Annotated in this window: 13 protein-coding genes; 10 read left to right on the forward strand and 3 right to left on the reverse strand. The window is 69.4% G+C overall.

Features of this window, described 5'->3' with window-relative positions; translation table 11 throughout:
• Nucleotides 1-41 precede the first annotated feature (41 nt).
• From ald to MMG85_RS11480, 6 genes are all read left to right on the forward strand, one after another.
• Entirely contained in the window at nt 42-1,157 is a 1,116-nt protein-coding gene (ald, locus tag MMG85_RS11455) for an alanine dehydrogenase (protein WP_241046162.1), read from the forward strand.
• A gap of 230 nt (nt 1,158-1,387) precedes the next feature.
• Nucleotides 1,388-2,878: a CoA-acylating methylmalonate-semialdehyde dehydrogenase gene (locus MMG85_RS11460; RefSeq protein ID WP_241046163.1), complete on the forward strand. Its 1,491-nt coding sequence runs from the start codon at nt 1,388-1,390 to the stop codon at nt 2,876-2,878.
• A gap of 32 nt (nt 2,879-2,910) precedes the next feature.
• Nucleotides 2,911-4,140 carry a beta-lactamase family protein gene (locus tag MMG85_RS11465; protein ID WP_241046164.1) on the forward strand — a complete coding sequence of 410 codons (1,230 nt, stop codon included), beginning with the start codon at nt 2,911-2,913 and terminating at the stop codon, nt 4,138-4,140.
• Between the two features lie 162 nt (nt 4,141-4,302).
• The gene (locus MMG85_RS11470; RefSeq protein ID WP_241046165.1) at nt 4,303-5,088 is read left to right on the forward strand and encodes a hypothetical protein; all 786 of its coding nucleotides are present in this window, start codon (nt 4,303-4,305) and stop codon (nt 5,086-5,088) included.
• A gap of 166 nt (nt 5,089-5,254) precedes the next feature.
• Complete coding sequence (locus MMG85_RS11475; RefSeq protein WP_055941811.1) at nt 5,255-5,623, forward strand: response regulator; 369 nt, start codon at nt 5,255-5,257, stop codon at nt 5,621-5,623.
• A 43-nt stretch (nt 5,624-5,666) separates the two neighbouring features.
• Complete coding sequence (locus MMG85_RS11480) at nt 5,667-6,512, forward strand: chemotaxis protein CheX (RefSeq protein WP_241046166.1); 846 nt, start codon at nt 5,667-5,669, stop codon at nt 6,510-6,512.
• A gap of 6 nt (nt 6,513-6,518) precedes the next feature.
• Here MMG85_RS11480 and rlmKL read toward each other — a convergent pair whose 3' ends face one another.
• The 3 genes from rlmKL to MMG85_RS11495 all read right to left on the reverse strand — a co-directional run bounded on the left by rlmKL (nt 6,519) and on the right by MMG85_RS11495 (nt 9,780).
• On the reverse strand, nt 6,519-8,654 hold the full coding sequence (gene rlmKL / locus MMG85_RS11485) for a bifunctional 23S rRNA (guanine(2069)-N(7))-methyltransferase RlmK/23S rRNA (guanine(2445)-N(2))-methyltransferase RlmL (protein WP_241046167.1): 2,136 nt from the start codon (nt 8,652-8,654) through the stop codon (nt 6,519-6,521).
• Between the two features lie 110 nt (nt 8,655-8,764).
• Complete coding sequence (locus MMG85_RS11490) at nt 8,765-9,292, reverse strand: YqiA/YcfP family alpha/beta fold hydrolase (protein ID WP_241046168.1); 528 nt, start codon at nt 9,290-9,292, stop codon at nt 8,765-8,767.
• The gene (locus MMG85_RS11495; protein WP_241046169.1) at nt 9,289-9,780 is read right to left on the reverse strand and encodes an MOSC domain-containing protein; all 492 of its coding nucleotides are present in this window, start codon (nt 9,778-9,780) and stop codon (nt 9,289-9,291) included. Before MMG85_RS11495 ends, MMG85_RS11490 begins: the two co-directional genes overlap by 4 nt.
• A gap of 77 nt (nt 9,781-9,857) precedes the next feature.
• Between MMG85_RS11495 and MMG85_RS11500 the strand changes: the two genes are divergently transcribed.
• The 4 genes from MMG85_RS11500 (at nt 9,858) to MMG85_RS11515 (ending at nt 13,356) form a co-directional block, all read left to right on the forward strand.
• On the forward strand, nt 9,858-10,451 hold the full coding sequence (locus MMG85_RS11500) for an N-acetylmuramoyl-L-alanine amidase (protein WP_241046170.1): 594 nt from the start codon (nt 9,858-9,860) through the stop codon (nt 10,449-10,451).
• A gap of 174 nt (nt 10,452-10,625) precedes the next feature.
• A complete protein-coding gene (gene tesB, locus MMG85_RS11505) occupies nt 10,626-11,540 on the forward strand; it encodes an acyl-CoA thioesterase II (RefSeq protein ID WP_241046171.1) in 915 nt (304 codons plus the stop codon).
• 9 nt (nt 11,541-11,549) lie between these two features.
• Nucleotides 11,550-12,047: a DUF2007 domain-containing protein gene (locus MMG85_RS11510; RefSeq protein ID WP_241046172.1), complete on the forward strand. Its 498-nt coding sequence runs from the start codon at nt 11,550-11,552 to the stop codon at nt 12,045-12,047.
• A gap of 94 nt (nt 12,048-12,141) precedes the next feature.
• Nucleotides 12,142-13,356: a sigma-70 family RNA polymerase sigma factor gene (locus MMG85_RS11515; protein ID WP_241046173.1), complete on the forward strand. Its 1,215-nt coding sequence runs from the start codon at nt 12,142-12,144 to the stop codon at nt 13,354-13,356.
• Nucleotides 13,357-13,403: the final 47 nt, after the last annotated feature.

Raw genomic sequence — 13,403 nt, forward strand, 5'->3', positions numbered from 1 at the left:
CTCCCCACGCGCGAAGCCCCTTCCCGCTACTGGAGAGCAACATGCTGATTGGCGTCCCCAAGGAAATAAAGAACCACGAGTACCGCATCGGCCTTACGCCGGCGGGTGCACGCGAACTGGTCTCGAACGGCCACCAGGTCATCGTCCAGCGCGACGGCGGCAAGGCCATCGGCCTGACCGACGAGCAGTACATCAAGGCCGGCGCGCAGATCGTCGACACGGCCGAAGAGATCTTTGCCCGCGCCGACATGATCATCAAGGTCAAGGAGCCGCAGCCGAACGAGTGCGCCATGCTGCGCCCCGGCCAGGTGCTCTATACCTACCTGCACCTCGCGCCCGATCCGGAGCAGACCAAGGCGCTGGTCGCTTCCGGCGCCACCTGCATCGCCTATGAGACCGTCACCGACCGCAAGGGCGGCCTGCCGCTGCTGGCGCCGATGTCGGAAGTGGCCGGCCGCATGTCGATCCAGGCCGGCGCGCATGCGCTGGAAAAGGCGCAGGGCGGTTCCGGCGTGCTGCTCGGCGGCGTGCCCGGCGTGAAGCCGGCCGAAGTGCTGGTGATCGGCGGCGGCGTGGTGGGCATCAACGCCGCGCGCATGGCGATGGGCATGAACGCGCACGTCACCATCCTCGACCGCTCGCTCGACCGCCTGAAGTACCTGGACGAGCTGTACGGCCACCAGCTGACCACCATCTATTCCACCCGCGACGCCATCGAAGAGCGCCTGCCCGACACCGACCTGGTGATCGGCGCGGTGCTGATTCCCGGTGCCGCTGCCCCCAAGCTCGTTTCGCGCGACCAGCTGAAACTGATGCGCCCCGGCTCGGTGCTGGTGGACGTGGCGATCGACCAGGGCGGCTGCTTCGAGACCTCGAAAGCCACCACCCACCAGAACCCGACCTACGAAGTGGACGGCATCATCCACTACTGCGTGGCCAACATGCCGGGCGGCGTCGCCCGCACGTCCACCTTCGCGCTGACCAACGCCACCCTGCCCTTCGCCGTGCAGCTGGCCAACAAGGGCGCGAAGCAGGCCATGCTGGACGACGAGCACCTGCTCAACGGCCTGAACGTGCACGCCGGCAAGATCACCTACAAGGCGGTCGCCGACGACCTGGGTTACGCCTACGCGCCGGCGCGCGAAGCACTGGCCTGATGCGCTGTTCCTTCTCCCCGCGCAAGCGGGGAGAAGGTGCCCGAAGGGCGGATGAGGGGCATGCCGGAGCCGTCATTGCCCCAGCGGTCGCCAATCGATCGAGCGTCCGGAAAGCACAACACTCGGAACAACGCATCACGTTTGAAGACACGGGCGCCGTCGCCCCTCACCCGCCCTTCGGGCACCCTCTCCCCGCACGCGGGGCGAGGGATTCCACCAGGTAGTCCGCCATGACTGAAGCGCTGCATCATTTCTTCAACGGACAGCAGGTGGAGGGCAGCAGCGGCCGGTTCAGCGACGTCTTCGACCCCGCCATCGGCACCATCACCGCCCGCGTGCCGCTGGCGTCGGCCGATGACGTCAGGCGGGCGGTGGACGCCGCATCCGTCGCCTTCCCCGCCTGGGCCGCGACCACGCCGCTGAACCGCGCGCGGGTGATGTTCCGCTTCAAGGAACTGCTGGAAAAGCACGCCGGCGACCTGGCGAAGATCATCACGTCCGAGCACGGCAAGGTGCTCTCCGATGCACGCGGCGAAGTGACGCGCGGGTTGGAGGTCGTCGAGTTCGCCTGCGGCATCCCGCACCTGCTCAAGGGCGAGCATTCGATGAACGTCGGCCGCGATGTCGATTCGTGGAGCGAGTACGCGCCGCTCGGCGTGGTCGCCGGCATCACGCCGTTCAACTTCCCGGCGATGGTGCCGCTGTGGATGTTCCCGGTGGCGCTGGCCTGCGGCAACACCTTCGTACTGAAACCGTCCGAGCGCGACCCGTCTGCGGCGTTGTTCATGGCCGACCTGCTGAAAAAGGCCGGGTTGCCGGATGGTGTGTTCAATGTCGTCCACGGCGACAAGGTGGCGGTGGACGCCTTGCTCGATGAGCCGCGCGTGCAGGCGTTGAGCTTCGTCGGTTCCACGCCCATCGCCGAATACATCTACGCGCGCGGCAGCGCCAACGGCAAGCGCGTGCAGGCGCTGGGCGGGGCGAAGAACCACATGGTCGTGCTGCCCGATGCCGACCTGGACGGTGCCGTCTCCGCGCTGCTTGGCGCCGGCTACGGTTCGGCCGGCGAGCGCTGCATGGCGATCTCGGTAGCGGTCTGCGTGGGCGATGCCACCGCGGACGCACTGGTGGCGGCGCTCGCGCCCAAGGTCGCCGCGCTGAAGATCGGCCCGGGCTGCCTGGATCCGGAAATGGGCCCGCTGGTCACCGCTGCGCACCGCGACAAGGTGCGCGGCTATGTCGATGCCGGCGTGGCCGAGGGTGCGACGCTGGTCGTCGATGGCCGCGGCCACGTGGTAGACGGCCACGCCGATGGCTTCTTCCTCGGTGGCTGCCTGTTCGACCGCGTCGCCCCGGACATGACGATCTACCGCGAGGAGATCTTCGGCCCCGTGCTCTGCGTCATGCGCGTGCCGGATCTCGACGCCGCCCTGCATCTGGTCAACGCGCACGAATACGGCAACGGCACCGCCGTGTTCACCCGCGATGGCGGCGCCGCGCGCGAGTTTGCCCATCGCGTGCAGGCCGGCATGGTCGGCATCAACGTACCGATCCCGGTGCCGATGGCCTTCCACAGTTTCGGCGGCTGGAAACGCTCCATCTTCGGCCCGCTGCACGTGCACGGTCCGGATGGCGTGCGCTTCTACACGCGCCTGAAGACCGTCACCGCCCGTTGGCCGGAGACGCACGCCGCCGAGTTCGTGATGCCGACGATGAAGTAAAGTCGGTGCCGGTCCCCGAGAGGCGCTGGCGCATGTCCTTCCGTCGTATCCGCATCCTCGTCCTGCTGCCCTGTTTCGCTGTCGCGGCGATCGCATCGGCCGGCGAACCCGTCGCGCAGGTGCGCGTCGCCTTCGACCGCGACGGCATCGTCGCCACCCGCGCCGAAGGCCAGGCCGATCTCGCCACCGGCCGCCCGGTCACCGCCGACGATCCCGTGCGCATCGCCTCGATCTCGAAACTGGTCACCGCGATCGGCGTGATGCGGCTCGTTGATGCCGGCACGCTCGACCTCGATGCCGACGTGTCCACCTACCTGGGCTGGACGCTGCGCCACCCGCAGTTCCCCGACACACCGATCACCCTGCGCCTGCTGCTGTCGCACCGGTCCAGCCTGACCGATGCCGCCGGCTACTACGCCACGCCGCTGGGCGAGCCGCTCAGGACGATCCTCGACGATCCGAGGGCCTGGGACGACGCGCATGCGCCCGGCACGCACTTCCGCTACACCAACCTCAACTTCCCGCTGGTGGCGATGGCGATGGAGCGCGCCACCGGCGAACGCTTCGACCTGCTGATGCGCCGGCTGGTGCTGGCGCCGCTGCAGCTGTACGCGTGCTTCAACTGGGAAAGCTGCGACGCGGCGACCGCCACGCGCGCCGTGGTGCTGTACCGCGAGCGCGCGCCGGTGCGCGACGAGAACCGGGCGGGCAAACCCGCCTGTGCCGTCGTCGTCGAGGAGGGCGCCGATTGCGATCTCGCCCGCTGGAAGGCCGGCGAGAACGGCGCGCTGTTCTCGCCGCAGGGCGGCCTGCGCATCTCGGCCAATGGGCTGGCGAAGATCGGGCGCCTGCTGTTGAACGACGGCGAAGTCGATGGCGTCCGGCTGCTGCAACCGGCAGGCGTGGCTGAACTGTTGCGCCCCCAGTGGACCTTCACCGGCGACAACGGCGTGACGCACGAAGAAGACACCGGCGTCGGCACGGCCAAGGCCTTCTTCTGCCGCTACGGCCTCGCCGCGCAGACGCTGGCGACACCGCATGCGCAGTGCGGTGATGACCTGTTCGGCGATGGGCGCGCGTACGTGGGCCATTCCGGCGACGCCTACGGCCTGCGCTCCGGCTTGTGGATCGATCGCGAGCGCGGCACGGGCGTGACGTATTTCGCCACCGACGCGGGCACATCGGCGGCCGGTACGCACTCCGCCTTCACCGCCGTCGAGGAAGCGCTCGCAGGCAACGGCGACCCGCTTCCCCAGCAGTGAAGGCGGCGTGAAATCCGCGGGCGATGCGGCCTGCGTGCACGGCGCGTGAAGAACGAGGCGCGTGTGTTCTGCGACGTTCGCGCATCCATTGTCGGCACATCCGCGTAAGGGGTGGCGCCCGATGCACGAGGCATCGGCCTTTTCCCCTGGAGGATTCCCCCGATGAAGAAGTCGCTCTTTGCAGTGGCCGTATCGTTCGCCCTCGCAGCACCCGCCTACGCGGCCGGCCCGCAGCCGGGCAAGTTCTCGATGTCCGTCTTCGGCGGCACCGACACGCCTGTCAGCGGCGATGTGCACGATGGTGCGACCGCCGCGGTGCCGGACCTGGGCCCGTTGAATCCGGCACTCGCCGGCGTGAGCGCCGAGCTGCGCATCCAGCCGCGCTCGCATGAAGACATCTACGACAACGCCATGGGCTACGGCCTGGAGTTCGCCTACGGGCTGAGCCAGAACGCGGAAATCTTCGGCCAGATCCGCCGCACCGAAACCGATCCCGGCACCGTGCAGGTGGGCGGCGCCTTCGTGCCCGCGCTGAACACCACGCTGCCTGTCTACGGCACCTTCAGCGACTACAAGGCGACGACCGTCGAAGCCGGCTATCGCCACTACTTCATGGAACCGGGCTACACCCGCCCGTTCATCGCCGGTCGCCTGGGCGCCACGCAGACCGACGACATCCGCGCGACCTTCGAGATCCCCGACGCCGGCATCACCATCGCCAACGCGCCGTTCACCGAGAAGAAGTGGGCCGCCAGCGCCGGCATCGACGTCGGCGTGCTGATCCCGGTCGGCGAGTCCTTCAGCATCACCGCGCAGGCGGGCGTGCGCTACGTGGCCGACCTGAGCGGCGACGACAGCGCCATCGGCGGCCTGGGCCTGGGCTCGATCAACGACACCGGCAAGCGCGTGTCGGTGCCGGTCTCCATCGCCGCCCGCTTCGACTTCTGACCGCCGCGCGCCGCGGACGGACCGCCCCTCTCCCCGGGCCGTCCGCGGCGCGATGTGCGTGCGCCACCTCTCAAGATCTCCCTGCACCGGCCGATAGTGCCTACATGTCGCCCCGCGTCGATCTCCGACGCGGGGCCTTCACGATCCAACAGGGGGATCCACCACCATGACGTCACGTCCTACCGTCCTGCTGTGCGACGACTCGCGCGCCTTGCGCATGCTCGCCGCACGCCAATTGTCCGACTGCGGCTTCGAAGTCGTCGGTGAAGCCGGCAACGGCAACGAAGCCTTCGACCAGTACCAGGCATTGCAGCCCGATGTGGTGCTGCTGGACCTGGTGATGCCGGAGTGCGACGGCAAGCAGGCCCTCGCCCGGATCCTCTCGCACGATCCCGGCGCCCGCGTGGTCATCCTCAGTTCGCTCGGCGCGCAGAGCGACATCGAGGACTGCCTGAAGCTGGGTGCCAAGTCGTACCTGCAGAAGCCCATCGATCCGGAAGTGATGGATCGCGTGCTGCACGAAGCGGTCGCCTGACCACCGCGCACGTTCTCCTTCCTCTTCAGTACGAGACCACATCATGGCAGCGAAATTCCTGGGCCAGTTCCTTCTGGAACGCGGCACCATCACCTCCGCACAACTGCTGGCCGCGCTCGACGCGCAGCGCGCCTCCAACCCCCTGCTCGGCGAACTGGCCGTGCACCACCAGATGCTGGATGCCACGCAGGCGCGCCGCATCAACGACCGCCAGCGCGCCGAGGATCGCCGCTTCGGCGACATCGCGCTGGAGATGGGCCTGCTGGACGCCGGCCAGCTCGACGTGTTGCTGACCGCGCAGAAGAAGGGCCGCAAGCTGTTCGGGCAGATCCTGGTCGAACAGGGCACGCTGACCGCCGAGCAGCTGGAGACGGAACTGGCCGCGCATCGCCGCGACCTGGACGAAGCCAATCACGCGCTCGCACTGGGCATCGCCGGCCACGCGCTGGCCGACGTGGCCACCAGCGCCATCCGCGTCAGCAACCGCCTGTTCCCGCGCCTGCTGGGCAGCCAGTGCCAGGCCTCCGGCATCGCCGATGCCGCCACGCTCGCCGCCTGCGACGTCACCGCGCACGTCCGCATCGACGCCGGCACGGAATCCCTGCTGATCGGCATCGGCTGCAGCCGCGCCACCATGCAGGCGATCGGCTGTTCGCTGCTGTCGATCACGCCCGACCAGTGCGACGACGAGCTCGCCCTCGACGCGCTGGGCGAACTGGTCAACGTGCTGATGGGCTACGTGGTGCGCGACACCCTGGCCGATGACGCCAGCTATCGCGCGCATCCGCCGGTCACCCAGCTGTCGGCCAGCGACCTCGCCTCCCGCCACAGCACGCTGGCGCTGTCGATGGCCTCGCAGCGCGGGGATTTCGTGCTGATCGTCGGCTGAGGCGGCTTACGCCCGCGTCAGCCGCCAGGCGCGGTGGATGCGGGCGTTGCGTTCGAAGTCCGGCGGGATCGTGCTGGCGCTGATCTCCTCGCAGCGGGCGAACTCGGCCAGGGCGTTCTCGTCCAGCTTGAAGCGACGGAAGTTGTTGCTGAAGTACAGCACGCCGCCTGGCGCCAGCCGCGCCACGGCGGCACGCAGCAGGCGCACCTGTTCCTTCTGCACGTCGAAATCGTCGGCGCGCGCGGAGTTGGAGAACGTCGGCGGGTCGCAGAAGACCAGGTCGTACTCGCCCTGCTCCGCTTCCAGCCAGCGCACCGCATCGGCCTGCACCAGCCGGTGCTTGGCGCCGCCCAGGCCGTTCTCGGCCAGGTTGTCCGCGCACCACTGCAGGTAGGTCGCCGACAGGTCCACGCTGGTCGTCGACGCCGCCCCAGCGACCGCCGCCTGCACGCTGGCCACGCCGGTGTAGCAGAACAGGTTGAGGAAGCGCTTGCCGCGCGCCTCCTGCGCCATGCGGCGGCGCAGCGGCCGGTGGTCGAGGAACAGGCCGGTGTCGAGGTAGTCGAACAGGTTGACCCGCAACAGCGCCCCGGATTCGCGCACGACGATGAACTCGTCGCGCTGCTGCATGCGGCCGTACTTGGAACCGCCCTTGCCGCGCTCGCGCGATTTCACCGCGATCTGCTCCTGCGGCACGCCGAACACCTCGCGCGTGGCCGCCAGCAGTTCGCTGAAACGGCGACGCACGTCGTGCTCGGGAATGGTCGCCGGCGCGGCGTATTCCTGCACGTGCAGGAACGTGCGCGCCTGTCCGCCCTCTTCGGTGTACACGTCGATGGCGGCGGCGTACTCGGGCAGGTCGGCGTCGTAGGCGCGGTAACAGCTCACCTGTTCCTGTTCGCGCCAGCGCTTGAACTTCTTCAGGTTCTTGCGCAGGCGGTTGGCGACCATCTGCGCGCCGTCCGACAGCGGTTTGGCCTCACGCGGCTCGCGTGCCGGCGTGGCGACCGGGTCGCAGACGATCAGCGCGCATTCGATGGCGCCATTGAACAGCTGGTACTTCTTGCCGGCGCGCAGGCCGGTGGCATAGCCCAGGTCGGCATTGCCGCACAGCAGGCTGGCGCGCCATTGCGGCACGGCCCGCTGCAAGGCATCGCCCAGCGCGCGGTACAGGTCGGCGTCGGCGGCCAGCCGTTCGTCGTAGGGCGGATTGCAGACCACCAGGCCACGCGGTGTTTCCTGGACCGGCAGTTGCGCGATGTCGCGCGCGTCGAACTGCAGTTGCCCGGCCAGTCCGGCGAGCACGGCGTTGTCGCGGGCGGCGCGGATCGCGCCCAGGTCGATGTCGCTGCCGGAGAACGCCGGGCGCAGCGCCTTGCGTCCTTCCGTTTCGCGTTGCACCGCCTCGGCGAAGAGTGCACGCCACGCCTCCACGTCGAAGCCCGACCAGCGCGACGGCAGCACGTTGCCGTGGCGTTGCAGCCCTGGCGCCACGTCCGCCGCCATCAACGCGCCTTCGATCAGCAGCGTGCCGCTGCCGCACATCGGATCGAGCAGCGCGCCGCCCTCGTGGTACAGGGCCGGCCAGCCACCGCGCATCAGCACGGCCGCCGCCAGGTTTTCCTTCAGCGGCGCATCGTTCTGCGCCTGCCGCCAGCCGCGGCGATGCATCGGCCCGCCGCCGAGATCGATGGAGATCGTCGCGCGGTTCCTGCGCAGCGACAGGTTGATCCGCACGTCCGGCTGTTCCACGTCCACGGAAGGCCGTTCCAGGCCCTGCTGGCGCAGGCGGTCGACCACCGCATCCTTGACGCGCTGCGCGGCGAAGCGCGCATGGGTGATCGCCTCGCCGGAGACGTGCGCATCCACCGCCAGCGTCAGCTCGGGACGCGTATGCGTCTCCCAGGCGATCGCCATCACGCCGTCGTACAGCGCCTGCTCGTTGAGGCACTCGAACTCGGCGATGGGCCACAGCACGCGGCTCGCCAGGCGCGACCACAGCACCGCGCGCTGCGCATCGACCGGCTCGCCTTCGGCATTAACGCCGGCGATGGTCGCGGTGGCCCTGGGCACGCCGAGCGCCACCAGCTCATCGGCGAGCAGGTATTCCAGGCCTTTGGCGCAGGAGACGAAGAATTTCAAATGGAACCTCGTTATGAACGTCACCCCGGCGCAGGCCGGGGCCCAGTGACTTGCCCGCCGCGATCAACGTCGCCGGGTTACGGCTTGCGCCGGAATGACGGAAGGAGACGTCAAAGACGCGCCAGCAACTGTCCGAACGCCTGTGCCGAAGTATCGACATGATCGGACAGGCGATGCCCGTCATTGACCAGCAACAGATCGGCGCGGCGCGCATGCGCCCAGTCGACGACCGCTTGCGCCGGGATCAGTTCGTCATCCCAGCCATGGATGATGGACACGGGCACGGCGGCGGCATCGAGGGTCGGCAGCGGCCCCATCGCGATCGCCGGCGCCATCAGGAACAGACCACGCACCGGCACCTCCAGCGAAATCCGCCCGGCGATGTAGCCGCCCAGGCTGGAACCGGCGAGCACTACCGGACCACGCGCGGCCGCCGCCTGCGCCAGACCGCGCAGGCGCGCCAGCCGCGCGACCACGTCGCCGAGCGAACTGATGTCGCGGCGTGCGTCCAGGTCGGTGTAATCGGGGCGCTCATGGCTCCAGCCCAGCCGCTCGGCCACCTCGGCGAGCGCGGTGACCTTGGTCGCGTCCGGGCCGCTCTCGAACCCGTGCGACAGGATGCAGTGCCCGCGCGTCACAGCGCCTCCACCGGATCACCCAGGCGGAACCTGCCGCCTTCGACGATGCGCGCGCACAGGCCGCCATGACCGCGCATCGCGTTGTAGCCGCCGGGTCCAAGGGCGTCTTCCATGCGCGAGCACGGATCGCAGTCTTCCGTGCCCTCGAACACCGCGGTGCCGATGCGGAAGCGGCGCTGCTTCAACGCGACCAGCGGAATGCCCGACACCACCACGTTCCGGCGCAGCAGCGCCGGCGCCAGGTCCGGTCGCTGCGCCAGCGCGGCGATCACGGGCAGGTGTTCGGCCTGGATCAGGGTGATGCCGCGCTTGCCGCTGCCGCCCTTGTAGCGGTCGCCGACCAGGCCGGCGCCGGTGACGGCCTCGACGGCGTCGATGGCGACCATCAGCTCGTCACGCGCAGGCCGCAGGCCGATCCACTCCACCTGGCCGGCACGCGGCAGGGTGGCCATCAGCTTGGCCAGCGGGGAATCGGGATTGAGCGGCATGGGCGACCGGCGGCACGGGGAAGGCGGGCAGTTTACCGGACCCGGCTGCGGGGCGCCCCGCCTGCTAGCATCGGCGCATGAGCGCAGAACCCACGCCTTTCGCCCGCGTCGTCGATCCGCTGCCCTACGAGGACAGGCTGGAGGCGCGGCCGCTGGACCAGATCGACCTGGTGGTCATCCACTGCACCGAACTGCCGGATCTGGCCATGGCGCGCGAGTACGGCGAGCGCGTCCTGCATGCCTCGGGCACCGGCAACTGCGGGCACTATTACGTCGACCGCGACGGTAGCGTGCATGTGTACGTGCGGCCGGAGCGCATCGCCCACCATGTGCGCGGCTACAACCCGCGCTCGGTCGGGATCGAACTGGTCAACACCGGCCGCTACCCGCACTGGCTCTCCACCGGCAGCCAGTCGATGCACGAGCCCTACACAGACGCGCAGATCGCCTCGCTGGAGGCGCTGCTGGCGGACCTGCAGCACGAACTGCCCTCCCTGCGCTTCATCGCCGGCCACGAAGACCTCGACACCGCCTGCGAACCTGCCAGCGACGATCCCGATGTACTGGTCCGCCGCAAGATGGATCCCGGTCCGCTGTTCCCTTGGGACGCGGTGCTGCGTACGACCTCGCTGGAGCGGCTGCTGCCCCGGACGGATACCGGCGCCGCCTGACATCGACGCAGCCGTGACGGCGAATCCGGGCAGGGAATCGGACACGGATCAGGGCGGATGCAAGGCAGGTTCTGCCCGGTTTGATCCGCCTGTATCCGCGTCGAAACGAATCGCGCCGGGCGCTCGCGGACAGCCCGCTATAATCCGTCGCCATTGCATCGACCAGGCCCTGCCGTGCCCGCTCCCGAACCCGTCGTCTCCGAACTGATCGAGCTGCTGTCGCTGGAGCGGCTGGAAGACAACCTGTTCCGCGGCCAGAGCCGCGACATCGGCACCAAGTACGTGTTCGGTGGCCAGGTGCTGGGACAGGCGCTGTCCGCCGCGCAGGCCACGGTGGAAGGCGGCTCCGGCAGCCGCCGTGCGCATTCGCTGCACGCCTATTTCCTGCGCGCGGGCAACATCGAGGCGCCGATCGTCTACGAAGTGGACCGCACGCGCGACGGCGGCAGCTTTTCCGTCCGTCGCGTCACCGCGATCCAGCACGGCCGCGTGATCTTCTTCTGCGCGGCCTCGTTCCAGGCGGAAGAGGATGGCGCCGAGCATCAACTGTCGATGCCGGAAGTGCCGCAGCCGGAAGACATCACCGCCGCACCGCCGGTGCCGCCCGAGGTGATGGCCACGCTGCCGCCGAAGGTGCAACGCTGGATGTCGCGCCGCGGCCCGTTCGAGTTCCGCCACGTCTACCCGCGCGACGAACTGAATCCACCCAAGCGCCCGCCGTTCCAGCAGGTGTGGTTCCGCCTGAGCGAACCGGTCGGCGACTCGCCGGAACTGCATCGCGCCCTGCTTGCCTACGCCTCCGATTTCCAGCTGTTGGGCACGGCCACGTACCCGCACGGCATCAGCTACTACCAGCCGAACGTGCAGATGGCCTCGCTCGACCATGCACTGTGGTTCCATCGCCCGTTCCGCGCCGACGACTGGCTGCTGTATTCCATCGACAGCCCCAGCGCGAGCGGTTCGCGCGGCCTGGCGCGCGGGCAGATCTTCGACCGCCAGGGCCGGCTGGTCGCCAGCACCGCGCAGGAGGGCCTGATCCGCGTGGTGCCCGATGCCGAAGCGGCAGCGGCCGTCCCGGCGAAGGACTGAGGAACACGCATGCGCCAGGTGTTTTCCAGCCAGCGGATCGAGACGGTCGAAGGCGTCGCCAGGATGCTGACCGAGGCCGGCATTCCCGTGCACATCAGCAACGGGCGCTCGTACCACAGCAAGCGCGGCGGCCAGTTCAGCTATACCGAACCGGTGAAGGCGCAGTTGCAGCCTGCGGTCTGGGTGCGGCATGCCGACGACCAGCCGCGCGCACGCGAACTGCTGCGCGAGGCCGGCCTGCTGGAAAGCACGCGGCCCGGCTACGCATCCACGCTGACCTTCAGCAGTGCGCAGGACACCACGACGCCGCAGCGCTCATGGGCCTGGCGCATCCGCCTGGTCCTGCTGGCGCTGATCGCGCTGGCCGCCGTCGTGATGTGGATGCGGCGTCCCGTGCCGCCGCCCGCCGTAGCGCCGCCCGTGCCGGCGCAGACCGTCCCCACCCCGCCCGCGCCGGTGGACGAAGAAGAAGACCGCATCCGCATCCAACCCGTCAGCGGCGACTGAGCCCGGGGCATGGCAGGAGGCGTGTCGCGGCATCCGGTCACATCCGTCGCACTGGCCCGTCAGGGTCATCAGCCCACCGGATGAGCCTGACGCCATGAATACGATCGCCCTGGACCTGATGCTGCAGGCCGAACTGCCCGCCGCCACGCGCGGCAGCCAGGAAGCCTATGGCCGCATCGTCAACGCCTGCCAGAACACCGTCACCGCGATCGCCCTGGCCATCACCCGCGACGTGCAGGCCAGCGAGGACATCGCGCAGGAGGCCTTCCTCAAGGCGTGGCAGCAGCTCGACCGGCTGAAGAACAGCGCCAGCTTCCTGCCGTGGTTGCGGCAGATCACCCGCAACCTGGCCCGCGACTGGCTGCGCGCGCAGCACGGCCGGCCGATGTCCGGCGAGGTGGCGGAGATCGCCATCGGCATGGCCGCCGATCCGGACCCCACGCCCGCCGAACGCCTGCTGCAGACGGAAGAGGAAATCGTCGCCACCGAGATCATCTCCTCGCTGCCGGAGGACAGCCGCGAGGCGCTGCTGCTGTTCTATCGCGAGGGCCAGAGCTCGCAGCAGGTCGCCGAACTGCTCGGCCTCAGCGACGCCGCCGTGCGCAAGCGCCTGTCGCGCGCCCGTGCCCTGGTCCGCGACGAGATGCTGCAGCGGTTCGGCGAGTTCGCACGCTCCACGGCGCCGACGGCCGCGTTCACCATGATCGTGCTGGGCGGCCTGGTCGGTGCGATGCCGGCGGCCAGCGCGGCGACGGTCATCGGCTCCGGGGTGCTCGGCACCGGACTGGTGGGCAAGCTGGGCACCGGCGGCCTGACCACGGGCGGCGTCACCGGCGGCGTGGCCGGCGGCTCGCTGGGCGTGATCTTCGAGCAGATCACCCAGCATCCCGCCGCCCTCGGCGGTGTCCTGGGCGGCGTGATCGGTGGCCTGGCCGGTTACGCCTTCACCTGGTGGTACCTCGCGCGGTTCTGCCACACCGCACAGGAACGCGTGCAGGTGCGCCGCTTCATGGCGCTCAACGCGACCACCGGCTCGGCCTGGCTGTTCTGCCTGATGCTGGCGACGGTCATCGCGACGGGGTGGGTGGCGATCAGCCTGGTCACGCTCGCCGGCATGTGCGTGATCAACTACCAGTACCTGGTCACCCTGCCGCGGATCATGGACCCGATCCTCGCCCATCCCCGCAACGCCGCGCGCCGGCGTGGCTACGACTACGTCATCGGCCGCAAGGCCGTGGCGCTGACCAGCGCACTGGCTGTCGGCGCCATCCTCTACGCGCTGGTCGACAGTGGGCGGCTGGTGCTGTAGCGCGCGGCCCTGCCAGGGCGGGTCACACTTCGCGGAGCCGGTCGTCG

It is taken from the genome of Pseudoxanthomonas sp. LH2527, from assembly GCF_022539275.1.
GTDB lineage: Bacteria > Pseudomonadota > Gammaproteobacteria > Xanthomonadales > Xanthomonadaceae > Pseudoxanthomonas_A.